Source organism: Pseudobutyrivibrio xylanivorans, from assembly GCF_010906925.1.
In the GTDB taxonomy this organism is placed as follows: Bacteria; Bacillota; Clostridia; order Lachnospirales; family Lachnospiraceae; genus Pseudobutyrivibrio.
In genome coordinates, this window is record NZ_VTVE01000002.1 from 231,886 (window position 1) to 257,301 (window position 25,416).

General features: G+C 39.8%; 21 protein-coding genes and 1 other annotated feature. Of the genes, 2 read left to right on the forward strand and 19 right to left on the reverse strand.

What is annotated here, in order from left to right:
* Positions 1-17 precede the first annotated feature (17 nt).
* The 13 genes from F0Q01_RS07835 to F0Q01_RS07895 form a co-directional block, all read right to left on the reverse strand.
* Complete coding sequence (locus F0Q01_RS07835) at positions 18-3,926, reverse strand: DNA-directed RNA polymerase subunit beta (protein ID WP_090487975.1); 3,909 nt, start codon at positions 3,924-3,926, stop codon at positions 18-20.
* Positions 3,927-4,228: 302 nt separating this feature from the next.
* Positions 4,229-4,606 (reverse strand): 50S ribosomal protein L7/L12, encoded by a 378-nt coding sequence (gene rplL / locus F0Q01_RS07840; RefSeq protein WP_090155421.1) that lies wholly within the window; start codon positions 4,604-4,606, stop codon positions 4,229-4,231.
* 59 nt (positions 4,607-4,665) lie between these two features.
* The gene (gene rplJ, locus F0Q01_RS07845; protein ID WP_090487977.1) at positions 4,666-5,184 is read right to left on the reverse strand and encodes a 50S ribosomal protein L10; all 519 of its coding nucleotides are present in this window, start codon (positions 5,182-5,184) and stop codon (positions 4,666-4,668) included.
* Between the two features lie 40 nt (positions 5,185-5,224).
* Positions 5,225-5,361: a sequence feature (ribosomal protein L10 leader region), on the reverse strand.
* Positions 5,362-5,390: 29 nt separating this feature from the next.
* Positions 5,391-6,086, reverse strand: a complete 696-nt coding sequence (rplA, locus tag F0Q01_RS07850) for a 50S ribosomal protein L1 (RefSeq protein WP_090155417.1) — start codon at positions 6,084-6,086, stop codon at positions 5,391-5,393.
* 81 nt (positions 6,087-6,167) lie between these two features.
* Positions 6,168-6,593: a 50S ribosomal protein L11 gene (gene rplK, locus F0Q01_RS07855; RefSeq protein ID WP_090155414.1), complete on the reverse strand. Its 426-nt coding sequence runs from the start codon at positions 6,591-6,593 to the stop codon at positions 6,168-6,170.
* Positions 6,594-6,642: 49 nt separating this feature from the next.
* A complete protein-coding gene (gene nusG, locus F0Q01_RS07860; RefSeq protein ID WP_090155412.1) occupies positions 6,643-7,173 on the reverse strand; it encodes a transcription termination/antitermination protein NusG in 531 nt (176 codons plus the stop codon).
* Between the two features lie 14 nt (positions 7,174-7,187).
* The gene (secE, locus tag F0Q01_RS07865; protein ID WP_090155410.1) at positions 7,188-7,385 is read right to left on the reverse strand and encodes a preprotein translocase subunit SecE; all 198 of its coding nucleotides are present in this window, start codon (positions 7,383-7,385) and stop codon (positions 7,188-7,190) included.
* A gap of 18 nt (positions 7,386-7,403) precedes the next feature.
* Positions 7,404-7,553: a 50S ribosomal protein L33 gene (gene rpmG / locus F0Q01_RS07870; RefSeq protein ID WP_028234592.1), complete on the reverse strand. Its 150-nt coding sequence runs from the start codon at positions 7,551-7,553 to the stop codon at positions 7,404-7,406.
* Positions 7,554-7,740: 187 nt separating this feature from the next.
* The gene (locus F0Q01_RS07875) at positions 7,741-8,430 is read right to left on the reverse strand and encodes a hypothetical protein (protein WP_090487980.1); all 690 of its coding nucleotides are present in this window, start codon (positions 8,428-8,430) and stop codon (positions 7,741-7,743) included.
* Between the two features lie 141 nt (positions 8,431-8,571).
* Positions 8,572-9,447 carry a carbohydrate ABC transporter permease gene (locus tag F0Q01_RS07880; protein WP_242941846.1) on the reverse strand — a complete coding sequence of 292 codons (876 nt, stop codon included), beginning with the start codon at positions 9,445-9,447 and terminating at the stop codon, positions 8,572-8,574.
* 39 nt (positions 9,448-9,486) lie between these two features.
* Positions 9,487-10,407, reverse strand: coding sequence for a carbohydrate ABC transporter permease (locus F0Q01_RS07885; RefSeq protein ID WP_090487982.1), 921 nt, complete (start codon positions 10,405-10,407; stop codon positions 9,487-9,489).
* A gap of 94 nt (positions 10,408-10,501) precedes the next feature.
* Positions 10,502-11,905, reverse strand: a complete 1,404-nt coding sequence (locus tag F0Q01_RS07890) for an ABC transporter substrate-binding protein (protein ID WP_090487984.1) — start codon at positions 11,903-11,905, stop codon at positions 10,502-10,504.
* Positions 11,906-12,038: 133 nt separating this feature from the next.
* The gene (locus F0Q01_RS07895) at positions 12,039-13,052 is read right to left on the reverse strand and encodes a LacI family DNA-binding transcriptional regulator (protein WP_090155403.1); all 1,014 of its coding nucleotides are present in this window, start codon (positions 13,050-13,052) and stop codon (positions 12,039-12,041) included.
* Positions 13,053-13,386: 334 nt separating this feature from the next.
* Between F0Q01_RS07895 and F0Q01_RS07900 the strand changes: the two genes are divergently transcribed.
* Positions 13,387-15,822 (forward strand): GH36-type glycosyl hydrolase domain-containing protein, encoded by a 2,436-nt coding sequence (locus F0Q01_RS07900; protein ID WP_090487986.1) that lies wholly within the window; start codon positions 13,387-13,389, stop codon positions 15,820-15,822.
* 134 nt (positions 15,823-15,956) lie between these two features.
* On the opposite strand, the gene F0Q01_RS07905 is transcribed toward F0Q01_RS07900, so the two are convergent.
* The 3 genes from F0Q01_RS07905 to F0Q01_RS07915 all read right to left on the reverse strand — a co-directional run bounded on the left by F0Q01_RS07905 (position 15,957) and on the right by F0Q01_RS07915 (position 19,425).
* The gene (locus tag F0Q01_RS07905) at positions 15,957-16,769 is read right to left on the reverse strand and encodes a hypothetical protein (protein ID WP_090487988.1); all 813 of its coding nucleotides are present in this window, start codon (positions 16,767-16,769) and stop codon (positions 15,957-15,959) included.
* Between the two features lie 31 nt (positions 16,770-16,800).
* Positions 16,801-18,540 (reverse strand): RNA polymerase sigma factor, encoded by a 1,740-nt coding sequence (locus tag F0Q01_RS07910; protein WP_090487990.1) that lies wholly within the window; start codon positions 18,538-18,540, stop codon positions 16,801-16,803.
* 75 nt (positions 18,541-18,615) lie between these two features.
* The gene (locus F0Q01_RS07915; RefSeq protein WP_090487992.1) at positions 18,616-19,425 is read right to left on the reverse strand and encodes a hypothetical protein; all 810 of its coding nucleotides are present in this window, start codon (positions 19,423-19,425) and stop codon (positions 18,616-18,618) included.
* A gap of 331 nt (positions 19,426-19,756) precedes the next feature.
* Here F0Q01_RS07915 and F0Q01_RS07920 point away from each other — a divergent pair, with 331 nt between their 5' ends.
* Positions 19,757-20,677 carry an RluA family pseudouridine synthase gene (locus tag F0Q01_RS07920; protein ID WP_330584278.1) on the forward strand — a complete coding sequence of 307 codons (921 nt, stop codon included), beginning with the start codon at positions 19,757-19,759 and terminating at the stop codon, positions 20,675-20,677.
* 41 nt (positions 20,678-20,718) lie between these two features.
* Here F0Q01_RS07920 and F0Q01_RS07925 read toward each other — a convergent pair whose 3' ends face one another.
* From F0Q01_RS07925 to ftsH, 3 genes are all read right to left on the reverse strand, one after another.
* Positions 20,719-21,171: a hypothetical protein gene (locus F0Q01_RS07925; protein WP_090155396.1), complete on the reverse strand. Its 453-nt coding sequence runs from the start codon at positions 21,169-21,171 to the stop codon at positions 20,719-20,721.
* Between the two features lie 103 nt (positions 21,172-21,274).
* Positions 21,275-23,308: a glycoside hydrolase family 13 protein gene (locus F0Q01_RS07930; RefSeq protein WP_090487994.1), complete on the reverse strand. Its 2,034-nt coding sequence runs from the start codon at positions 23,306-23,308 to the stop codon at positions 21,275-21,277.
* A 222-nt stretch (positions 23,309-23,530) separates the two neighbouring features.
* The gene (gene ftsH, locus F0Q01_RS07935) at positions 23,531-25,387 is read right to left on the reverse strand and encodes an ATP-dependent zinc metalloprotease FtsH (RefSeq protein WP_090487997.1); all 1,857 of its coding nucleotides are present in this window, start codon (positions 25,385-25,387) and stop codon (positions 23,531-23,533) included.
* Positions 25,388-25,416: the final 29 nt, after the last annotated feature.

Below are 25,416 nucleotides of genomic sequence, written 5' to 3' on the forward strand. Positions count from 1 at the left end.
TCTAGCTCCCTTCCTATTTATTCCTCATCAAAATCATCTGCAACGTCAGAAAAATCATCTTCGTCGTATGACTCTTCTTCGATTTCATCATCGTCTACGAGCTCGCCCTCATTGTCAAACTTCTTTGTTGAGAAGCCTGCCTGAGCAAATGAGCTGTCATCTTCGAATGCGAAGTTTCTATCGCTACCTGCAATGATTGCATTGAGGTCTGTATTTCCATATTCACTTGTTTCCATGAGCTCAACCTCTTCACGGTTCTCATCGAGAACTCGTACATCAAGACCAAGTGACTGTAATTCCTTAAGTAATACCTTGAATGACTCAGGAATACCTGGCTCAGGGATGTTTTCGCCCTTGATAATTGCTTCGTATGTCTTAACACGACCGATAACATCATCAGACTTCATTGTAAGGATTTCCTGAAGTGTATATGATGCACCATAAGCCTCAAGAGCCCAAACTTCCATCTCACCGAAACGCTGACCACCGAACTGTGCCTTACCACCAAGTGGCTGCTGTGTAACGAGAGAATAAGGACCTGTTGAACGAGCATGGATCTTATCGTCAACAAGGTGGTGAAGTTTCAGGTAGTGCATGTGTCCGATTGTAACAGGACCATCAAATGGCTCGCCTGTACGTCCGTCACGAAGCTGAACCTTACCATCTCTAGAAATAGGAACACCCTTCCAAAGAGCACGGTGAGCACGGTTAGTAGATAAGTAATCCATTACATCCTCACGAAGTACATCTACGTACTTGTCAAAGAATGTATCCTCACCATTTGTTGCCTCTTCCTTGTCAAATGGCATATTTACATAGTCATTTGCAAGCTCAAGAGTATCCTGAATATCAATTTCCTTTGCACCATCAAATACTGGTGTCTCAATATCAAATCCAAGTGCCTTTGCAGCAAGTGAAAGGTGAATCTCAAGGACCTGACCAATGTTCATACGTGAAGGAACGCCAAGTGGGTTAAGTACGATATCAAGTGGACGTCCGTTTGGAAGATATGGCATATCCTCTACTGGAAGTACGCGGGAAACTACACCCTTGTTACCATGACGACCAGCCATCTTATCACCTACACCGATTTTTCTCTTCTGAGCGATGTAGATACGAACTGACTTATTAACACCTGGTGAAAGCTCATCACCGTTCTCACGTGTAAATACCTTAGCATCAACTACGATACCATAAGCTCCGTGTGGTACACGAAGTGAAGTATCACGAACTTCTCTAGCCTTCTCACCGAAGATTGCAAGAAGAAGTCTCTCTTCAGGAGTACGCTCTGTCTCTCCCTTTGGTGTAACCTTACCAACAAGGATATCACCGGCACGAACCTCTGCACCGATACGGATAATACCGCTCTCATCAAGATCCTTAAGAGCATCATCACCTACACCAGCTACATCACGTGTGATTTCCTCTGGTCCAAGCTTTGTATCACGAGCATCAATTTCGTACTCTTCAATATGAATAGATGTATAAACATCATCCTGTACAAGTCTCTCTGAAAGAAGAACCGCATCCTCGTAGTTGTAACCTTCCCATGTCATGAATCCGATAAGTGGATTCTTACCAATAGCAAGCTCACCATTCTTTGTAGAAGGACCATCAGCGATAACCTCGCCTGCCTCTACATGGTCACCCTTGAATACGATTGGTCTCTGGTTGTAGCAGTTAGACTGGTTAGAACGTGTAAACTTGAATAAGTTGTACTCATCTCTAGTACCGTCCTCATCAGCCTTGATGATGATACGCTTTGTCTCAGACATCTCAACGATACCAGCACGCTTAGCAACTACGCAAACGCCTGAATCCACTGCTGTCTTTGGCTCCATACCTGTACCAACAACTGGTGCCTCTGTAGTAAGAAGTGGCACTGCCTGACGCTGCATGTTAGAACCCATGAGGGCACGGTTAGCATCGTCATTCTGAAGGAATGGAATAAGGGCTGTAGCAACTGAGAATACCATCTTAGGAGATACGTCCATGTAATCAAACATCTTCTTATCGTACTCCTGTGTCTCCTCACGGAAACGACCAGATACGTTCTTTCTCATGAAGTGGCCTTCCTCGTCAAGCTTGACGTTAGCCTGTGCTACATGATAATTATCCTCTTCGTCAGCTGTCATATATACAACCTCATCTGTTACACGAGGATTCTCTGGGTCTGACTTATCAATACGTCTGTATGGTGCCTCAATAAAACCATACTCATTGATACGAGCATAGCTTGCAAGAGAGTTGATAAGACCGATGTTAGGTCCTTCAGGTGTCTCGATAGGGCACATACGTCCATAGTGAGAGTAGTGTACGTCTCGAACCTCGAATCCGGCACGATCTCTTGAAAGACCACCAGGACCAAGTGCTGAAAGACGTCTCTTGTGTGTCAACTCTGAAAGTGGGTTGTTCTGATCCATAAACTGTGACAACTGTGATGAACCAAAGAACTCTTTGATTGCAGCTGTAACAGGCTTGATGTTGATGAGGTTCTGAGGAGAAATATCCTCAAGGTCACGAGTAGTCATACGCTCACGTACAACCTTCTCAAGACGTGAAAGACCAATTCTATACTGGTTCTGTAATAACTCACCAACTGCACGGATACGACGGTTACCAAGGTGATCGATATCGTCATCCTTACCAATGCCGTACTCAAGGTGCATATTATAGTTAATAGATGCAAATACATCCTCTACTGTGATGTGCTTTGGAATAAGATCAGCTACTGATCTCTCAATTGCATCTTCGATATCTTCTTTTGTAGTGTTCTCCTGAAGAATTCTCTCAAGAACTGGATAGTAAACAAGCTCAGTAATACCAAGAGCCTTAGCATCACAATCAACAAACTTTGTGATGTCAACCATCATATTAGAAAGAACCTTAACATTACGTGACTCAGTCTGGATAAATACATGAGTAACAGCTGCATTTTGGATAGCATCAGCCATCTCAAGTGTTACCTTTTCTCCAGCCTTAGCAATAATCTCACCTGTTGTTGTATCAACAACATCCTCTGCGAGAATATGACCAGTAATACGATTCTTGAGCATAAGCTTCTTGTTAAACTTATAGCGTCCAACCTTAGCAAGATCGTAACGACGTGGGTCAAAGAACATGCCATGGATAAGAGACTCAGCACTATCCTTAGCAAGAGGCTCACCTGGACGAAGCTTACGATAGAGCTCTAAAAGACCTCCCTCATAGCTACCCTGTGGGTTCTTCTCTGTGATAGCTGGATCCTTAGCAAATGTAGCAAGGATCTTTGGCTCCTCACCAAATACATCTATAATTTCCTGATTTGTTCCTAAACCAAGCGCACGAATAAGGACTGTAACAGGTACCTTTCTGTTACGGTCTACACGTACATAAAAAACGTCATTGGAATCTGTTTCATACTCAAGCCATGCACCACGATTTGGAATAACTGTGCATGAATAGAGTTCCTTACCAATTTTATCATGTCCGATTGCATAGTAGATGCCTGGTGAACGGACAAGCTGAGATACGATAACACGCTCTGCTCCATTGATAACAAATGTGCCTGTCTCAGTCATAAGTGGCAAGTCACCCATGAAAATTTCGTGCTCCTGCATATCGCCGGATTCCTTGTTAACAAGGCGCACTTTTACCTTTAAAGGTGCTGCGTATGTTGCATCTCTCTCCTTGCACTGAGGGATAGTATATTTCACCTCATCCTTGCATAGTGCAAAGTCAACAAAATGCAACTCAAGCTGATTTCCTCGATCCTGAATAGGTGAGATATCTGCAAATGCTTCTTTTAATCCATCCTTAACGAACCAGTCATAGCTGTTCTTCTGGACCTCGATTAAATTAGGCATCTCAAGAACCTCTTTTTGTCTCGAGTAACTCATACGCAAGTTCTTTCCAGCTTTCACTGGACGTATTCTGTTTTTCTCCATTGACGTTCCACCTCTCATTTTATTTGTCAACAAAACAGCGAATCTAAAGGGCTTCACCGAATTGTTGCAATGTTTTATTGTCGAATTTCATTGCCATGAAAAAAGGCATAGCAATGCACACTGCACCACAATAGTGCAACCTACATTCTATGCCAAAATCAATAGTAAAGTCAAGTACTAATTATATTGTTTTTTTAGCAGAACATAAACGCCTGCTGCGCACAATAATAAAAAAATAGTATCTCAGCGAGATAAATCTCTGAGATACTATTTTTATTATTTACTCTGCTCGTGCAAAATTCTTACTTTAATGTAACCTTTGCGCCGATCTCCTCAAGCTGAGCCTTGATTGACTCTGCTGTAGCCTTGTCAGCTGCTTCCTTGATTACCTTTGGAGCGCCATCAACGAGCTCTTTTGCTTCCTTAAGACCAAGGCCAGTTGCCTCACGAACAACCTTGATAACCTTAACCTTCTCAGAACCTACTTCTGTAAGCTCTACATCAAACTCGTCCTTCTCCTCGCCTGCTGCTGCGCCGTCGCCAGCTGCTGCTGCAACTACAACGCCTGCTGCTGCAGAAACGCCGAACTCTTCCTCACATGCCTTTACAAGGTCATTTAACTCTAATACGCTAAGCTCTTTGATAGCTGCGATAAACTCTTCTGTTGTCATCTTTGCCATGATAATTTTCCTCCATTAAAAAATTATAAATCAATGTATATTGGTTTGAGTATTCTGATTTACTCCGCTGGAGCCTCAGCTGGCTCTTCTGCTGGTGCCTCTGCCTCTGCAATCTGATTGAGAACGCGAGCGAAATTTGTGATTGGAGACTGTAAACTTCCAAGTAACTTTGAAAGAAGCTCCTCTCTGCTTGGTACTGAAGCAACTGCTGCCATACCCTTTGCATCGTAGAATGTACCTTCTACAACACCAGCCTTGATTTCAAGGTTAGATGCTGTCTTAGCAAACTTAGAAAGGATTCTAGCTGGTGCTGTAGCATCTTCCTTTGCAACTGCGATTGCAGATGGTCCTTCAAGAACATCATCAAGCTGAGCAAAGTCAGTACCCTCGAAAGCACGCTTCATAAGTGTGTTCTTGTATACCTTGTAAGAAACACCTGCTTCACGAAGCTGCTTACGTAACTGTGTGTCTTCTGCAACTGTAAGTCCACGAGCGTCAACTACTACAACTGATGCTGCATCTTTAACCTGAGCTGAAATCTCGTCAACGATAGGCTGCTTTAATTCAACTTTTGCCACGAATTTTTCCTCCTTATAATTTTTAGTGTTGCTTATATGAGGATAAGTAAAAAAACCTCTATGCCATAAAGACATAGAGGTGATTAATCGATAAATACTTAATCGTCCTCGGCTGGTAGAGATAATCTCTTTACGGCTAACGCCACCTGCTGTCTTCGGCAACAACTTTGTGCATTATATCATTTTGTATATTGGACTGTCAACTATTAGTTTGAAACCTTAGCAACATTAAGCTTAACGCCAGGTCCCATTGTAGGAGCAAGTGAAATGCTCTTAATGTACTGACCCTTTAAGCTTGATGGCTTAGCCTTGTTGATAGCGTCCATAAGAGTCTGGAAGTTGTCCGCTAACTGCTCCTCTGTGAAAGAAGCCTTTCCGATAGGTACATGGATAATGTTTGTCTTATCAAGTCTATACTCAATCTTACCAGCCTTGATTTCCTCAACAGCCTTAGCAACATCCATAGTAACTGTACCAGCCTTTGGGTTTGGCATAAGTCCTCTAGGTCCAAGTACACGACCAAGACGACCAACAACACCCATCATATCTGGAGTAGCAACTACAGAATCGAACTCAGCCCAACCTTCGTTCTGGATCTTTGGAATGAGCTCCTCGCCGCCAACGAAATCAGCGCCTGCAGCCTGTGCCTCGTCAAGCTTAGCACCCTTAGCGAATACTAATACTCTAACTGACTTACCAGTTCCGTGTGGAAGTACTACAGCACCACGGATCTGCTGCTCAGCGTGACGTCCGTCACAACCAGTTCTGATATGAGCTTCAATTGTCTCATCAAATTTTGCAGTAGCATTCTTCTTAACCTGAGCGATTGCTTCTGCTGGATCGTATGCAACTGACTTATCGTATGACTGTGCAGCTGCTACGTATTTCTTTCCTCTTTTCATGTTTACCTCCTGTGGTTCATCGAGCTTATGCTCTCCCACTCATTCGTTAATAGTAAGAACGTTGTTTTCGCTAAGCTGTAATTAGTCTACAACCTCAACGCCCATTGATCTACATGTTCCCTCGATCATGCTCATAGCAGCCTCGATTGTTGCTGCGTTAAGGTCTGGCATCTTTGTCTCTGCGATTTCCTTAACCTGAGCCTTTGTAATCTTTGCTACCTTTGTCTTATTAGGTGTGCCAGATGCCTTAGCAATCTTGCAAGCCTTCTTAATAAGTACTGGAGCTGGTGGAGTCTTTGTGATGAAGCTAAAGCTTCTATCTGCATAAACAGTGATGATAGTAGGAACGATTGTATCTCCCATATCTGCTGTCTTTGCGTTAAACTGCTTTGTAAACTCCACAATGTTTACACCATGCTGACCAAGTGCTGGACCAACTGGTGGGGCTGGTGTAGCCTTGCCTGCTGGAATCTGCAACTTGATATAGCCTTCAATTTTCTTTGCCATGATATCCTATTCCTCCTGCAAATCTGTATCAGCAAAAGATAATGCTGATTTAATCCATTTTACGTACGTCCGTGAAATCAATTTCTACCGGTGTCTCACGGCCGAACATTTCAACGCTGATTGTAACAGTCTGCTTCTTAGTATTGATAGACTTAACAACACCAACAGTATCTTTCCAGGTACCATCAACAACGCTAAGTGTATCTCCGATCTCGAAGTCGACCTCAACATTGACTTTCTCGGTGCTACCACCTAGTAAGTATGCCTGAACCTCTGCCTCTGACAATGGCACTGGCTTGCTTCCTGGTCCAACGAAGCCTGTAACACCTCTTGTGTTTCTGACAACATACCAGGTCTCATCATTCATAATCATCTCAATAAGAACGTAACCAGGGTACATCTTCTTTGAAACTTGTTTTTTAACGCCGTCCTTAGTCTCGGTAACCTCAACCATAGGAACTCGTACATCAAGAATCTGCTCCTCGAGCTTCTGTGTCTCGATAGCCTTTTCAATGTTTGTCTTGACTTTGTTCTCATAGCCTGAGTAAGTATGAACTACATACCACTTTGCCTCTGCCATACGCGATGCCTCCATTATAAATTAACTAGGATATTTACACCTTTGTTGATTACTGCATCTAATACGATGATAATCAATGCTACAACTACTGACACAGCAATAACTGCTGTTGTCTGCTTTGACACGTCTTTTGAGTCTGCCCAAACGATTTTGCCAAACTCTGTCTTAAGACCTGAAAGACGTCCTGACTTTGTATTTTTTTCCTCTGCCATAATCGCACCTCCAAATGACTATTTAGTCTCTTTGTGCATTGTGTGCTTCTTGCAGAATCTGCAATACTTCTTTGTTTCCATTCTGTCAGGGTGTGTCTTCTTGTCTTTTGTCATGTTGTAATTACGCTGCTGGCATTCTGTACATGCCAATGTTATCTTTGTGCGCACAACTTCCACCTCCGTAAATTTTCTACTCTGCAGTTCTGTTATACTCACCCGTCATAGCGAACAATTTGACGGGGCGAAAAAAGAGCATAAAAAAAAGACCTGCTTTTCTTAGTCGCTAGCTAAATTTATCACAGCAGCGACTAAGTGTCAAGTCTTTTTCATTATATGTAGTTATACCGTTAATTAATTACTGATCCAATGTGCTAAACATAATTACAGCTGGATATCCTTCACTTAACGTGATGGTAGTTGTAAATCCATTGAACTTATATGAGATATAATCAGATGTCTGCTCTGATGGTGCACCATAGCAGCTCTTCAATACACTAAGGTCCTGACAAAGAGAAGCACCCTTTGCTGTGCTCGACTGACAATCAAGTCCTCTAATCATATAAATTCTGCTTACGCCCTGGTCATCTGGAGCTGTAAAAATCTCAAGTCCATCATAGTAATAATCTGTAGCAGTCTTGTTTGTACCGCAGTACTTGTATGAATACTGGTATTCAGGAGCACCAAGTGCTTTTAATACAGGAGCTACATCTCCACCTGGCATAATATTTACATTATTATAAATGAGGTAATCCTCAACAACCACGTCAGACTGTGTCACGCCTGTAGCTTGTGAAGCATCAGTTGGGACAGCAGCTGGTACAGCGTCAGTTGTTGTGTTTACCGAACCATCTGTTGTTACTGTACCATCTGTCGTCACTGTTCCATCCGCTGTTACAGTATTAACAGATGCACTCTTACCTCCAATTGCTTTTGCAGCTGATTTAATAGAAGTCTGATCTACTGAAACTTCCTTTGTGGCTCCGCATGCACACATCATAGCTGCAAATGTAAGAATTAATATTGTGTTAATCAATTTTTTCTTCATTTACACATCCTCCATAAATTACTCTACCAAAATGTTTATAACATAATACTCAGCTTAGCGCAATATTTATGTAATTTATTCAGAATATTTGTGTAATTTTTATTTATTGTGCACAGTTTCGCCACAATAAAGAATAATTGACTAGCCCTTTACACCACCAAGTGTAACTCCGCCTACAATATATCTTGAAAGAATTAAATATACAATGATAACAGGGAATATTGAGAATGAAATCATCATATATACCTGTCCCATATCAAACTTCAAGAAATCTGCGCTTCGTAATTGCTGCATTAATATAGGAAGTGTTTTCTTTTCCTGTGAGTGAAGTACAAGTGCAGGAACGAAGTAATTATTCCAGCTTGCTACGAAACTGAATATTGCCTGTACAGCAATAGCCGGCTTCATAAGTGGAAGTACAATATTATTAAATGTTCTAAACTCACCAGAACCATCAATTCTTGCTGCCTCAATCAATGAAAGAGGAAGTGTAGAATCCATGTATTGCTTCATATAGAAGAATACTGCTGGTGAAGCAACCGATGGAATAATAAGCGCAATCGCTGTATCATCAATATTCATATCTTTGATTAATCCGATGAAACCAAGTACTGTAACCTGTGTAGGAATCATCATAATCATCAAAATGAATGTATAAAGGAAGTTTTTCAACTTAAAATCATATGCATGGATTGCATAAGCTGTCATTGTACTAAAGTATGTAGCAAGTACAGCAGACGCTGTGGCTATCAAAAGTGAGTTAATCATACCAGATACCACAGGTATTGTTCCATGTATTAAGTTCTTCCAGTTTGCTATTAAATGACTACTAGGAATTGGTGTAAATCCGGCACTCATTTCAGAGTGAGATCTTGTGGAATTAATAAATAATAGATAGAACCAAAACAGGCACACTATTGTTACTAGAATAAGTACTAGATAAGCCACAAATCTTCTCACAAAGACTGAAGCACCGTCTTTAGTTTTCCCAGCCATATCAGTTGTATTTGTTGTCATATTATTATCCTCTCTATAAACACTATCTTCAGATAAAGATTATCTTCCGTCCTTATCATCCTTACCTGTCACTTTAAATACAATCAGACTAAGAACGCCTGTCAAAATAAACATAAATACTGATAATGCACCTGCAAAACCATAGTTTCTACTTCCGACAGAAAGATTCTTATTCAGATACATGATAAGTGTCATCGATGTACGCATTGGATCACCAGTTTTGTTTGTCAAAATCTGAGGAACATCAAACATCTGCAATCCACCGATAAGAGATGTAATCATTACATAAATAAGAATAGGTTTAAGTAAAGGTAAAGTTATCTTATAGAAAATCTGAGTAGCAGTAGCTCCATCAACCTGAGCAGCTTCAAATAAAGCTGGGTCGATACCTAACATACCTGCCATCAGAAGAATAGTCGTATTTCCAAACCACATCAAACAGTTCATTGTGGCAACAAGTCCACGTACTGACCACACATGACTCATAAACTGATATGATTCCTTTATTACTCCCAAATTTTTCAAAATATCATTAATTGGCCCCATATCAGAAAACAAAGTAAAGAATAACATCGCGAATGCAGATGCCATAATTAAGTTTGGCAAATAAATAACCGTCTTAAAAAATCTCTGAAATTTAAGCTTAAGAGATGGATCTGTGAACCATGCTCCCAAAAGTAATGATAAAAGAATCTGTGGTACAAATCCCATGAACCACATAATCATTGTGTTAGTGAAATACTTTGGTAAATCACCATTAGATATAATTGTTGAATAGTTTTTTAGCCCAATGAATGTAGGACCAACAACAGTTAATCCATCTTCCATGTGCAAGAAAAATGAATTATAAATCGTAGTTACTAATGGAATCAATTGGAATACCAAAAAAACCGCAATAAAAGGTAGTAAGAAAATGTATCCCCATTTATTGTAACGTACAACTTTGCTCTTCTTGTTCATAAGGTGCTCCCTTTATATTTCTTTTCATTATAGAGGGCGCACAGGAAAACCCATACGCCCCCATATTATACCTCTAAATTATTCTACTGATTGATTACTCTACAGTAAGTGTTGGATACTTCTCAGAAATAGCCTTCTTGAAGAGATCAAGTGCTTCTTCCTTAGTAGCATTTCCTTCGAAGTAGTTCTTCATAGCATTCTGGAACTCTTCGTTACATCCCTGATCGTATGGTGAAAGGTTTGAAAGATCGATTCCCTCTGCGCCTGCTGCAAGCTGAGCGTATGGATTCTGTCCACCAAGAAGATCCATGTTACCTTCATCTGAGTTTGCAAGCTCACCAAGAACTGTCTTGCTGTTTACGCAATCAAGATCTGCTGTAGCAATTTCCTTAAGTACTGACTGATCTGTTGTCATTGTAAGGATGATATCCTTTACAAGGTTAGGATTATCTGTTCCTGTTGCTGCACAGATCCATGTACCACCCCAGTAGTAAGACTGTGGGCCTTCGCAGAATCCCCATCTACCATCGTTAGCAACTGTGCCTTCCTTATCAACGTCTAAGCAGAAGTTGAAGAACCAAGCTGGTCCAAAGTAGCAGAACTGCTTTCCTTCTGGGTACTTACCCTTTGCCCAGTCATCGCCCCAAAGAGCGTATGTTGTCTCAGCCTTGTCCTCTACAAGTGCCATTGAATCATCAACCCAGTTCATGATGTTGTCATCAACAACTACCTTGCCGTCCTGTACCCACTGGCCAGAAACGTTGTTAGAATATGTACGATATGTATCCATTACTGAACACATTGTATATCCTGCATCAGCTACCTTCTTAGCTGTCTCATTGTACTTGCTCCAATCAGCTACTGCTGCCTGAACCTCGTCTGGCTCCTCTGTTCCAAGAACTTCCTTAGCGATATCTCTGTTGTAGATGAGACCAGCTGAAGCTGCCTGCCATGAAGAAGCTTTAACTCTTCCAGAACCATCCTTAACGATTGTCTGTGTATACTCATACTGATCAGCAAGATCTGAAGAAGTAATACCAAGATCAGATAATGGCATTGTGTAATCTGTATCACAATACTTAGAAGCGTAGTCAGCCTCAATAAGGAAGATATCTACCTTGTCATCATCAGCTGCATCTGCCTGTCCCTTTAATGCTGCATCAAGGTTATCCTGATATGCATTACCAGCATTCTCTGTGATCTGCCATACAACATCTACATCACCAATCTTACCATGTGTAGCGTCAACTTCCTCATAGTTTGGATAGTGATCTGTTACACGGCTCTTGAACTCCTCGTTCCATACATAGATGTTAAGAACCTTACCTGTGTCCTCACCAAGGTCAACAGCTGCTGCCTCTGCATCAATCTCTTCTGCAGTTGCTGGCTCTTTCTCCTCTGTAGCAGCTTCGCCACCCATGTCAGTTGTTCCACATGCAGCAAACATAGATGCTGTCATTGTTGCCATTGCAAGCAAACTTACTAAACGTTTTTTCATTTGTGTTCCTCCCAAATAAATTTTATCGTAGGCCTCTAGCCTGCTTGATGCTAAATCTCTTCCCTATTTTTATTCTTTAGCACCACATTGTTTTGTTACTGCATTTATATAAGTTGAATTCTCAACTAAATGCCTAATTCAGTTTTTTAAGTGTATCTCCCTCAAGGAGCTTTCCCTTTACAACCACTTGCTTAATTAATGTCGTGTTTGGTCGCTCGATTAAATCGATAAGATTTCTCGCTGCCAGTGCGCCCAACTCATCGGTATTCTGTCTGTAGGTTGTAAGCCTTGGTCTGATGTGTCTTGCAACTCTTATTCCATCATACCCAACCACCGAAATGTCATCAGGTACTTTGTACCCCTTTTCATTGATTGCTCTGATTCCGCCATAAGATGCGTAGTCGTCAGGATAAAAGATGCAGGTCGGTACATCAGGAAGTTCTAAAAGCTTCAATGTTGTCTCGTAGGCACCATGCATATCTCTATATGGAGATTCCATGATGTACTCATCTGGAATGGTTATTCCGTATTCCTCCATTTTCTTATTGAAAGTAACCATTCGTGATTTGGTTACTGAGGAATCAACTCCATGGATAAAAGCTATTTTCTTGTGCCCATTTTTTACTGCATAATCGACTAGTACTGAAACTCCGTCGACGTTATCCGAAAGAATTGCTGTCGTATCATTATAAATATGATCGATTGTGACCACCGGAATATCGCTATTGACCAGCTCTATCACCTCTGGGTCATCAAAATGAACATTTGCTATAATCACGCCGTCAAATCTTCTGTATCTAGCATGATTAAGATAAGATGTTCTGCCTGGTCTGCTTCTATCATTTGAAATAAAAGTAATATCGTATCCCTCTTTTTCAACCGATATTTTGAAGCTCTCCAATAAGCCTGCGAAGAAGTCATGCTGTAGACCGCTTCTGGCATCATCCATAAAAAGCACCCCAATATTATGTGTCCTGTTTGTTTTCATGGACTTGGCCGCTGCATTAGGAACATAACCCATTTCCTTTGCTGTCTGGCGAATTCTTTCTTTTGTCTCCTGTCCGATATCGCTATGATCATTCAGCGCCTTGCTGACTGTAGCTATCGAAACTCCACATCGTGCGGCAATGTCTTTTAATGAAACCATTGTCTGTTTTCTCCCTACTTTTGCCACGCTTTTTGCTTAATCGTTTTCGTTAAGTTAAATATAGCCCTGTTTTCGCGTTTGTACAAGTCTTTTTCGAAACTTTGTGGCTTTCGTATTATTTTCAACTGTTATTTTAGTACATTATCCACAAAAATACAAAGTTATGATTGTTTTCTAGCCCCGATATGGTATTCTTAATGCAGATAAGTATGCCTTTTAACTTAAACGTTTACGGCTGCTTGAAGGCGATTTTCTTGAAATATCACTACTTTAGCCACTTAATCGTTTTCTAAAATGTAGTTTTATTTCTAATTTAAGCAAATGGGAGGAACGTATGAAATTCGGATACTTCGATGATAATAATAAAGAATATGTCATCACTACCCCAAAGACTCCATTGCCTTGGATTAATTATCTTGGATGCAATGATTTCTTTACTTTACTTTCTAATACATGTGGAGGTTACACATTCTACAAGGATGCAAAGCTTCTTCGTATGACAAGATATCGTTACAACGATACAACTCCTGATACAAACGGAAAGTACTTCTATATTAAAGATGGTGATACAATTTGGAATCCAGGTTGGCAGCCAACAAAAACTGAGCTTGATTCTTATGAGTGCCGTCACGGTATAGGTTATTCAAAGTTCACTGGTGTTAAAAATAATGTAGAAGCTGCTTTAGTTACATTTGTACCAGCAGATAATCCAGTAGAGCTTACAAAAGTAACTCTTACAAATAAGGGCAATGCTAAAAAAGACATTCAGCTCTTCTCTTATGTAGAATGGTGTCTTTGGAATGCTGATGATGATATGAAGAATTATCAGCGTAACCTTTCAATCGGTGAGGTAGAGGTTGTAGATTCTACTATCTATCACAAAACAGAATACAGAGAGCGTCGTAATCACTACGCTGTTTACTCTGTAAATGCAAAAATTGATGGTTTTGAAACAAGTCGTGATGAATTCAGAGGCGCTTACAACGGACCTGATAAGCCAGCAGCTGTTATCGAAGGAAAGCTTCATAATACTATTGCTTCTGGTTGGTACCCAATTGCTTCACATCAGCTCAATGTTTCTCTTGAAGCTGGCGAGAGCAAGACATTCGTATTCGCTCTTGGCTATATCGAGAATGCTGAAGATGATAAATGGGAAAAGCCTGGTGTTATTAATAAGAAGAAAGCTGATGCTCTTCTTGCTAAATACCAGACAACAGAAGATTTCGACAAAGCATTTGATGAGTTATGCAAATATTGGGATAACCTTCTCAGCAAATTCCACATCGAATCTTCTGATGAGCATGTAAACCGCATGGTCAACATTTGGAATCAGTATCAGTGTATGGTTACATTTAACATGTCACGTTCTGCTTCTTATTATGAGACAGGTATTGGACGTGGTATGGGATTCAGAGATTCTTGCCAGGATTTACTTGGATTTGTTCATCTTATTCCTGATAGAGCTCGCGAGAGAATCATTGACATTGCTTCAACTCAGTTCCAGGATGGTTCTGCATACCACCAGTATCAGCCACTCACAAAGAAGGGTAATTCTGATATCGGTTCTGGTTTCAATGATGATCCACTTTGGCTCATTGCTGGTACAAGTGCTTACATCCGCGAAACAGGTGACACCTCAATCCTTAAGGAAATGGTTCCATACGACAACGATATGTCAGTTGCAACTACTCTTATGGAGCATTTGAAGAGATCATTTGATTATATTGTTAACCACAAGGGTCCACACAACCTTCCACTTATCGGTCGTGCTGATTGGAATGATTGCTTGAACTTGAACTGCTTCTCAGAGCATCCAGGCGAAAGTTTCCAGTGCTTCGGTCCTTCAGAGGGTCCAGTTGCTGAGTCAGTATTTATCGCTGGTATGTTTGTAAAATATGGCCGCGAGTATGCAGCTCTTGCAAAGCTCCTTGGAGATACAGCTGAAGAAGCACGTGTTCTTGCAGAAGTAGATAAGATGATTGCGGCTATCGAAAAAGATGGTTGGGATGGCGAATGGTTCGTTAGAGCTTATGATGCTTACAGCCACAAGGTTGGTTCTAAGGAATGTGATGAGGGCCAGATTTACATCGAGCCACAAGGTATGTGTGTAATGGCTGGTGTAGGTGTTGATAATGGCAACGCTGAGAAGGCTCTTAATTCTGTAAAGGCTAAGCTTGATACAAAGTATGGTGTTATGATTCTTCAGCCTGCTTACACAAGATATCACCTTGAACTTGGTGAGATTACTTCATATCCACCAGGATACAAGGAAAATGCTGGTATCTTCTGCCACAACAATCCATGGATTTCAATTGCTGAGACATGCATCGGTCGTGGCGATAGAGCATTCGAAGTTTACAAGAAGACTTGTCCTTCATACATCGAGGACATCTCTGAGATTCATAGAACTGAGCCATATGTTTACTCACAGATGGTTGCTGGCGCAGATGCCAAGTTCCATGGTGAGGCTAAGAACAGCTGGCTTACAGGTACAGCAGCTTGGACATTTACAAATATCTCTCAGTACATCTTAGGTATTTATCCTACACTTGAGGGACTTTCAGTAAATCCATGTACTCCAGCTGCATTTGGAGATTTCAAGATTACTCGTGTATACCGCGGTGTAACATACAACATTGAAATCAAGAATCCAAACAAGGTTCAAAAGGGTGTTTCTTCTCTCACTGTTGACGGTGTAGAGGTTCAAGGAAATGTAATCCCATTTGACCCAAGCAAAAAGGTTGTAAATGTAATTGCAACTATGAAGTAATTCATTTTCTTCATAAAGTTTTTAATTCTCCTTCTAAAAAGAGACTAGCAGCTGCGCTAGTCTCTTTTTTTAATTCTCCTTTGAACCAAAGACCCAAAAGACTGTAATCATTCCTAAACTCTTTATACTTACCTTTACAAATAAGGATTACAGAAGTATGCAACATCTGCATTCTCACCGCCAAATGATTCTATCGCCATACTAATACCCTTTGCACCACTATCAAATGCTCCTGCATTCTGTCCATATAAAATGTTTCCATCTTTATCTAAAACAAGCCCACATGCTCCAAACTCCTGCTGGGAGAATCTCTTAGTGCTATCGTGTTCTGGAAGTTTTTCCAAATTAGAGGCAATATAGTATTGATCATACGCATTTGTCGTCAACTCTGAATGTATTGCAAAATCCACATATTCTCTATCCAATGCTCCAATAGTAATATTATCCCATCTAATATTTCCAGAAGCATTTGCATAATTCAAATTCACCTCTCTTGCAACAGTATTTCCATCCCAAATCTCTAAATCATCTTTTATAATATCTTTTACTACTTTGCCATCTTCATCTTCTATATATCCTTTAAGAGAAAGGCTTACATGATTTCCTGTTAAATTTGTAAATGCTACTACAATATAGTTTTCTGAACCCATACTTGTTGTTTTTACAAACGTGCCTTCAGAAACTACAATTCCAGGCTTAGGCTCATATTCAACTTCCCAATTTACTTTTGAATAATCTGTAGTCAAAGCTTCTAGCTTTGTTTTAGTATCATCTGATATAGGATACTCTTCTAAAGAACGCGCACCAAAAGCATTTTCTTCTGCAACATCTTCTATCTCTCCCTTTGCAGATTCCGCTATGGAATCCTCCTTTGAGCCACAGCCCGATAAAACTGTAAGCACTCCGATAGTTGCTATTAGTAATAAAGCTAATTTTCTTTTTTTCATATCAATATCTCCTTCATTTTTCATACAGCAGTTAATTTAATAATGACACTTTGCCATCTGGGCTAATTATATAGTAGCCTTCCACATGCCTTCCATTTGGGCAATAATCTAAACAAATATAATCATCTGCCATATAATGTATACCCGAACAATTTTCTAAACCAAACATTTCTTGTAATGCTGAGGTTATAGCATTTATTCTTTTTTTATAATCCGGCAGCTTTATTTCATTTGTATCTAATCTCTCACCATCCAACACATATGCTTCACATACCACATATTCTTCAGCATTTATATCAAATACTTTCTTACACAAGCAAAGCTGATTATTATAAGAAAAATAATAAACACTATCATTAAAATCTGGTTCCGAATAACCATAATCTTCTACATTAAATCGAAGCACTGCCAATCTATTTACTTCTAATGAATCTAAATCTACGGAAGCTACCCAATATGGTAAATAGTCAGTGTCTGGATCAAATACTGTACAGTATGTATTTCCATCAACCATAAATATATCCCATCCTTCACAAAGTCTTTCCTCCGTAAAAGATTCTAAATCATATCGATATATATATGCCGCGCCATCTACCCAATCATCTTCACCTCTATCCTGTGGATTAACGGCACAATATAAATATCCATCTTTAGCAACCATTGTACCAAAGTCCATATATGTCTCTTCTGGCGATGTGTAGACAGCTTTCTTTTCTTCTGTATCCAAATCATACTCATAGATAACTTCCCTATCTATATCCTTCTCATGTAGAGCATAATATGCCTTATTTTCATATATCGCCACTTTGCAAGGTTCAGTAATCGAGCTGTTATATTCTGATAATTGCGGACCATTTTCTTCATCTGGGTTGTTATATGAAGTTGTCTCTTCTACATTTTCTGGTTCTTTCTCTCCATTATTTTTTCCATGAATGACTAAGCCAGTTGCAGTACCTCCAATTACAGCTGTAGCAACTACTCCAGCAATTATTTTCTTTGTAGTAATTCCTACTGCTACTTTCGCAGCTTCACCGGCTGTTATGCCACCTGCAGTTGTTGCAGTAGCTCCAGTCGTTCCAGTTGCCGCAGATACTGTACCAGAAACGATTGCCGTAAATGTAGGAACTGCCACAGTAGTCTTTGCCATCTCTGCTTTGATAATCCATACAAAGAATGGAAGTGGAGCAAGACTGTAGAGCTTTGTTCCCTGTTTTTCTAGAGCAATTACTTTATCTTTAATCTTTTGTCTACCGTAATTCAATCGGCTCTTTACAGTATTTTCAGAAACCTCTAATGTATTTGCGATATCTTTTACAGACATCTCTTCCATGTAAAACATGGTAATACACACACGTTGCTCATCAGACAAATCCGCCATCATCTCCTGAACAAGTCGTGATGTTTCTTTTTTATCCATCACAACTTCAGGCCGAATCTCAACTCTGTCATCCTCGAATGTATCCTCGATTGTTTGGCCCTCTTCATTTTCAGTATCTGAAAAGAGTGTTGGCTTTTTCTTTCTAAGTTCATCAAGGGCAGTTGTAGCTACAATTCGAGCCATCCAGTTTTCAAATTTATCCGAATTCTCTAACTTATCAATATTAGAAAACGCCTTAATATATGCATCTTGAAGCACATCTTGGGCTGTTTCCTCATTTGTCATATACTTGAGAGCCACATAATAATTCTTCTGATAAGTCTGCTCATATAAATAAGCTATACCTTCATTATCATGCTGCTTGGCAAGTTCTACCGCTGTAACTAAATCCATTTATCCTCCAATATCCATTTAATTATTTACACCAATTATTTATTCAAGAGATGTTTTAAGGTTTTATTCCAATTATTAATCAATTTTGTATGAATTGCAGAAATATGCGACGTCAGCGTTTTTCCCGTTAAACGTTTCGACTCCTAACCCAAGATAACCACAATCTGTACTATCAATTCCATATATAATATTTCCACCATCGTCTAGAATAAGACCACACTGTCTTGTTTCAAAAAACGCGCCGCTTATGCATTGTGCTTCAACATCATATAAGTTTCGTTCAATTCCATATAGACCAGATTCTTTTTTAGTCAATTCTGGGCTAACTTCGTATGGAGCATATTTTAAAGCTGATGGCTCGATGGTAATATTGTTCCATTTGATATTTCCTGAAGCTTCTTCAGTCTGCAAATCAATATCACGAGCAACTGTATTTCCAGCCCAAATCTCCACCTCATTATCTATTAAATCATAAATCACATCATCATCTTTATTTTCAACATATCCTTCAATAGATAACTTTGCATGGTCCCCTGTCAAATTTGTAAATGCAACTATCAAATGATTACTAGCAGGCCCTATTTTTTGTTCTTTAACAAAAGTCCCTTCGGATACAATAATTCCTGGCTCCGGTTCATAGACCACTTGCCAGTTTACTTTCGAATAATCTGTTTCCATTGTATCAAGCGTTGCTTGATCATCTGTATCGATTGGATATTCTTCTAACATACGCGCTCCAAAACTTGCTGTTGATTCTCCGCTTTCATCAGCCGTCGCTTCTCCTGTAGTGTCTCCAGTTTTTTCTCCATTTGAACCACAACCTGTGAACACTGATATACTTCCAATTAATGCAGCTAGCAATAATGCCATTGTTCTTTTTTTCATTTCGCATTCTCCTTAAAATTAATAATTATTCGTTTAAATATTTTTTCCTTTTTTTCTCTTGTCGCAGAATATGCTGCCATATCACGCTTTACTAATGAATAAAAAATAGTTATTTCACCAGGGTTTCCTTTTTCTCATATTCAGCTCCTCCTTTCTCACTTTATATATAAGACGAATGAGAATGGAGTTGGGTTTTATAAAAATTAAAAAAGTTTTATAAAAATTAATATAATACCTGCAAAGGAGTGCCCCGCTACCTATATTTTTTTAACAGTTTATCCCATATTATCTATTATTTCAATATCTAATTTCTACAACACATCTTTTTCAATTGACTTGTTATAAAATGCCTATTATCATTCATCTTATGAACAGAACTCTTACATACGAAATTTCAACTGAATACGATGGTTTTCTAATAGATAAATATTTGAAATCTCAGGGTTACTCTAGCGCCAATATCACTGCAATCAAGAAAATGCCAAATAATGTGGTAATTAATGGGCAGTGGGTTCACATGAATAGAAAGCTTTCCGCCGGGGAGGTTTTAACTGTAAATATATCAGAGGATAATTCTTCCGAGAAAATCCCTCCTGTGAAGATGGCTTTAGATATCGTCTATGAGGATGAAGATATAATCGTAATAAATAAGCCTGCAGGGCTGCCTATACATCCTAGTCTCAATCATTACGAGGATTCTCTTGCAAATGGATTGGCATATTACTATGAGTCCCAGGGGAAGCCTTTTATCTTCAGATGCGCCAATAGACTTGATAAAAACACTTCCGGGCTGACAGTTATTGCCAAGCATCTGGTGAGCGCCAACATTTTATCTACCATGGTAAAAAACAGGCAGTTTTATCGCGAGTACTATGCAATAGTAAGAGGTACTCTAGCAGAAAAAACAGGCACTATTGATGCGCCTATTGGCCGGGTAGATGATTCTATAATCACAAGACAGGTGGATTTTGAAAATGGCGAGCGAGCTGTTACTCACTATGAGGTTATCAAAGGAAATAATGGGCACAGCCTTGTTTCAATTCATCTAGAAACTGGCCGCACCCATCAGATACGTGTTCACTTCAAATATATAGGACATCCGCTAATTGGAGATCATCTCTACAATCCAGATTTTGAATATATGAATAGGCAAGCCCTACATTCTCACAAAATAGAATTTACTCACCCTATTGCAGGAAGTCCTATGTCATTTGTGGCAGATTTACCAACTGATATGCAGTTTATTTTATAAGCAAAAAGTTGCACCCAAAGGTGCAACTTTTTTAATCTCGTTTAATTCATCTGTGTCTTAAGGTCCTCATACTCGCGATTAATCTCAGCTACTGTGGCTGTATCGCCTGATTCTCCATCTGGATGATAGATTTTGATGAGTTCCTTATAGCGCTTTTTCAGCGCCTTTTGTGTAGATACACCAGAGAAGAACATCTCTCCGTGGACAATATTGTCCGTCTGGCTGTACGAATCCTCAGAATTCACCTGTACATGCTCGAAGAATTTCTTCTTGCGCTCGAACTGCTTCTTGTCATCAGCAAGCTTTTGAGTCTCACGAATGAGCATATCCCATTTCAACTCAAACTGCTTTTCCTGCTGCTCCAAGGTGTGAATCCTTGCTTCAAATTCTCTTTTTTCTTTTAGTAAATCGTTCCATGCTTTCTCTAACTCTTTATGTCGGTCCTCAAGTGCCTGCATGTCGACTTCATTTTGACATGTGAGATCCTTTGCCATAATAACTCTCCCGTAGAACTTAAATAACTAGGTATTGTGGCATTCAACCCAAACCATAAACATATTATACAATATATTGATAAAGCTTTGGAAACAAAAATTGTTATTTCCTTTTGTACACTATGCCAGTCTGCGGTGTGAGACTGACATGAAGGTTACCACCTTCAACTTTTATATCGGTCGGCATGATAGAATATCCAACCTCGTTGCTCATAATTAATCTCTCCAGATTGCAATTAAGCGGCGTGCCTGCTATCCAAACCGGAATATCAACATCAATATTATTAGAGTTCGCGTTTATAACCACAATAATCTGCTCGTCAGCTGTAAATCTTGCGTAACTGATATATCCCTGCCCGCAATTTAAGAATCTAAATGATCCTTCTTTTATAGCACGACTAAGCTTGTGTACCATAATAATATCTCTGGTGTAATCTATCAAGTCATAATTGCAATTTCCCCATGGAAATGTTCGTCGACAATCCGGGTCTGTAAATCCACAAACACCTGCTTCGTCGCCATAATAAAGGGTTGGCGCTCCCGGCCATGTAAACTGAACCATCTCAGCTAATTTTAATACAGGGATGCTAACGCCCTCATTTGCAGCCTGAGTTCCCATGGTAGCAATTCTGCCTACCTTGTGATTGGTTCTAGTTAAAAATCTCGAGTGGTCGTGGTTAGATAGCTGATTCATGGCACAATATAAAGACGGAGTCTTTAGACGAGCCATAAAGTGAAGCATAGTATTTTTAAATCTATCGCCATTCCCCAAAGCCGACTGTTGAAATTCATCTGAATGCTTTTCCATGCCGGTGAGGAAATATGTAAGCGGCTCCATAAAGGCATCATAGTTCATGATGGTATCCCACTGAGTACCATCAAGCCAAGCACTCGGATTACCATAGTGCTCTGCTAGAATCACTGCATTTGGATTAGCCTCCTTAACAGCCTCTCTGAAGTCCCTCCAGAACTTATGATTGAATTCTTCTGAATGACCTAAATCCGCTGCCACATCAAGGCGCCATCCGTCTACATTATAAGGAGGGCTCACCCATTTTTTGCCTATATTCATAATGTATTCATATAGCTTTGGCGATTCCTCGTAATTAAGCTTTGGAAGGGTGTCATGACTCCACCAGCCATCATAGCTTTTATTATCTGGCCATTTATCCTCGTTAAATTTGAAAAAGCTATTATAGGGACTATCTTTTGCCTCGTATGCACCTGCAGGATATCCCTCCGCTTTTGAATAAATCTTTTCTCTATTAAGCCACTTATTAAATGAACCACAGTGGTTAAAAACTCCATCAATGATTACTCTAATTCCTTTGGAATGAGCCTCTTCTACAAAATCAGCAAAAAACTTATTGCTAGCCTCCAGATTCTCCTTATTGGTAACTCTCGTCTTATATTTAGTAGCATGGGCATTATTGAAATCACCCTGCTTGAGACATTCGCCGCCATCATTTTTTATTACTGTAAAATGAGGGTCTATGTAATCATAATCCGAAGTATCATATTTATGATTAGATGGTGAGACAAATAATGGGTTAAAATAAATAACCTCTACTCCAAGGCTTTTTAAATAATGGAACTTCTGTCGTACACCCTCTAGGTCGCCACCATAAAAACGTCCTATATCCAAATTTGCAGGCATGGCATTCCAATCCTTAACCTGCTGCACTGGAGCTCCTACATAAAAATACTCATTGCTCTTAACATCATTAGAAGTATCCCCATTGCAAAATCTATCTACAAGAATCTGGTACATAACTGCACCCTTTGACCAGCTTGGTGTGGAAAAGCCTGGCATTATTGAAAATTCATAATGCTCGCGATAATCTCTCCATAATCCAACCCTGTCATAGTAATAGATTCCACCGTAGTCGCCTACAATTTCAAAATGATATCTAAACTCTTCTGTGCCCAACTGGACATCACAGGCATAAAAATCAAACTCGCCTCTGGTGCGCTCCAGTTTCATCTGGATATTCTCCTTGGCACCAGACACCAAAAATACCTGGATATCTTCCTGGTGATAAGCTCTAAGCCTGATAGTAACTAATTCGTTTTCTTCAGGTTCCATTGGAGTTCTATATTCAGCTGTTCCGTCGGAGTAAATCGCCTGGATATTCATGAAGTCTCCCCTTAAACTAGACGTGAGCTAGAAGAATATTTTTAGATAGTAAAAAAGACAGCAACGATCGCTGTCTTTTTAGGAGAAGGTATTTTTACTATGGGGTTAGTAAAAATTATATAATGTATTGGGGGGTTTTTACGATGTTTATTATATGGGGTAGCAGCACCTAAGTGTGCACAAACATAACAAACATCCTAAATATTTTTTGTGCATATTGCACTAGTTCCCCCAATCAATCCCCTCTACAGCGACTCCATCAAACTCATTTTCACCGTCTGACTGAGTTGTAACACCAAATAATTCTTCGAACTCTGTGCGTCCGATCTTTTCTTTCTCTAACAATAGATTAGCACATTTATGAAGTATCTGCTCGTTATCTCTCAAAATTTTCACAGCTTTTTCATAACATTCATCAATGATCTTCTTAACCTCTTCATCGATGAGCTTTGCTGTAGAATCTGAGAAGTTCTTAGCATGAGCTAAATCTCTACCAATGAATACTTCCTCTTCATCATCCCCATAATGAATCATACCTATATTCTTAGAGAAGCCATATTTTGTAACCATATTTCTAGCTAAGTTAGTAGCCTGCTTAATATCGTTAGATGCACCTGTTGTCACATCATCAAAAATAAGCTCCTCAGCAACTCTACCACCTAAGGATACGATGATATCCTGAGTCATCTTACCCTTGGTGTTAAACATCTCATCATTTTCGTTGATAGGCATTGTGTAACCAGCTGCGCTAGCACCTGTTGGAATAATAGAAACCGAATAAACAGGTCCTACATCTGGAAGCACATGGAATAAAATAGCATGTCCTGCCTCGTGATAAGCTGTAATCTTCTTTTCTTTTTCAGAAACAACTCGGCTCTTTTTCTCCTTACCGATACCAACCTTAACAAATGACTTTTTAATGTCATCATGCTTTATAAATGGTCTGTTGTCACCTGCTGCAAGAATAGCCGCCTCATTAAGGAGGTTCTCCAAATCAGCTCCAGTAAATCCAACAGTAGTCTGAGCCACCTGATGTAAATCTACATCATCGCCAAGTTTTTTGTTAGCTGCATGAACTTTGAGGATTTCCTCTCGTCCCTTAACATCTGGTCTACCTACATAGACCTTTCTATCGAAACGGCCAGGTCTCATAATAGCCTGATCAAGAATATCAACTCTGTTGGTAGCCGCCATTACAATGATGCCTTCGTTGACACCAAATCCATCCATCTCTACAAGGAGCTGGTTGAGTGTCTGCTCACGCTCATCATGGCCACCACCCATACCAGTACCACGGCGTCTAGCCACAGCATCAATCTCATCTATAAAGACAATACAAGGTGCATTCTGTTTTGCCTCTTCAAACAAGTCTCTCACTCTAGAAGCACCTACACCAACAAACATCTCTACAAAATCAGAACCTGATATTGAGAAAAATGGTACTCCAGCCTCACCAGCAATAGCCTTGGCAAGAAGTGTCTTACCAGTACCTGGAGGGCCTACCAGAATAACGCCCTTTGGAATACGAGCTCCCAAATCAGTATATTTCTTTGGGTCCTTAAGGAAATCAACAAGCTCTTCTACTTCTTCTTTTTCTTCCTTAAGACCAGCTACATCATTAAATCTAGTGTGAATATCCTCTTTATTGGTCATCTTGGCTCTGCTCTTGCCAAAGTCCATCATCTTGGCATTGGCGCCGCCACCAGCTGACCCCTGAGCATTCATCATTATCATAAATAAGATGAATACTGCTCCAAGGACAATGAGCATAGGCAATAACTCTGATATCCAGCTATCATGCGGAATATCGCTGAGGGTATATGCAACGTCTAGTTCCTGAAGCTCACGCTGAAAATCATTGACATCTGATACATAAAGTGTGGCCTGCTCACCATTTGAAAGATTTATTGTAACAACACCTGTTGGCACTTCCTGATTCTGAGAAATACTAACAGAAGATACATTATCATTTTTAACAGCCTTCTTGAACTGAGCCATGTTATAGTCAGTTGTAGACTTTCCCATACTGGTATATAAAATGAATAATACTACTGCAACAAAAAGGGCGTATATTAGCATCCCCGACGCTCTACGTTTTCTCAAAATCT

Coding starts and splice junctions, on each gene's coding strand:
- F0Q01_RS07835 (WP_090487975.1), bottom strand. CDS start 3,926: ATGGAGAAAAACAGAATACGTCCAGTGAAAGCTGGAAAGAACTTGCGT.
- rplL (WP_090155421.1), bottom strand. CDS start 4,606: ATGGCAAAGATGACAACAGAAGAGTTTATCGCAGCTATCAAAGAGCTT.
- rplA (WP_090155417.1), bottom strand. CDS start 6,086: ATGAAAAGAGGAAAGAAATACGTAGCAGCTGCACAGTCATACGATAAG.
- rplK (WP_090155414.1), bottom strand. CDS start 6,593: ATGGCAAAGAAAATTGAAGGCTATATCAAGTTGCAGATTCCAGCAGGC.
- nusG (WP_090155412.1), bottom strand. CDS start 7,173: ATGGCAGAGGCAAAGTGGTATGTAGTTCATACTTACTCAGGCTATGAG.
- secE (WP_090155410.1), bottom strand. CDS start 7,385: ATGGCAGAGGAAAAAAATACAAAGTCAGGACGTCTTTCAGGTCTTAAG.
- F0Q01_RS07875 (WP_090487980.1), bottom strand. CDS start 8,430: ATGAAGAAAAAATTGATTAACACAATATTAATTCTTACATTTGCAGCT.
- F0Q01_RS07880 (WP_242941846.1), bottom strand. CDS start 9,447: ATGACAACAAATACAACTGATATGGCTGGGAAAACTAAAGACGGTGCT.
- F0Q01_RS07885 (WP_090487982.1), bottom strand. CDS start 10,407: ATGAACAAGAAGAGCAAAGTTGTACGTTACAATAAATGGGGATACATT.
- F0Q01_RS07890 (WP_090487984.1), bottom strand. CDS start 11,905: ATGAAAAAACGTTTAGTAAGTTTGCTTGCAATGGCAACAATGACAGCA.
- F0Q01_RS07895 (WP_090155403.1), bottom strand. CDS start 13,052: ATGGTTTCATTAAAAGACATTGCCGCACGATGTGGAGTTTCGATAGCT.
- F0Q01_RS07900 (WP_090487986.1), top strand. CDS start 13,387: ATGAAATTCGGATACTTCGATGATAATAATAAAGAATATGTCATCACT.
- F0Q01_RS07905 (WP_090487988.1), bottom strand. CDS start 16,769: ATGAAAAAAAGAAAATTAGCTTTATTACTAATAGCAACTATCGGAGTG.
- F0Q01_RS07910 (WP_090487990.1), bottom strand. CDS start 18,540: ATGGATTTAGTTACAGCGGTAGAACTTGCCAAGCAGCATGATAATGAA.
- F0Q01_RS07915 (WP_090487992.1), bottom strand. CDS start 19,425: ATGAAAAAAAGAACAATGGCATTATTGCTAGCTGCATTAATTGGAAGT.
- F0Q01_RS07925 (WP_090155396.1), bottom strand. CDS start 21,171: ATGGCAAAGGATCTCACATGTCAAAATGAAGTCGACATGCAGGCACTT.
- F0Q01_RS07930 (WP_090487994.1), bottom strand. CDS start 23,308: ATGAATATCCAGGCGATTTACTCCGACGGAACAGCTGAATATAGAACT.
- ftsH (WP_090487997.1), bottom strand. CDS start 25,387: ATGCTAATATACGCCCTTTTTGTTGCAGTAGTATTATTCATTTTATAT.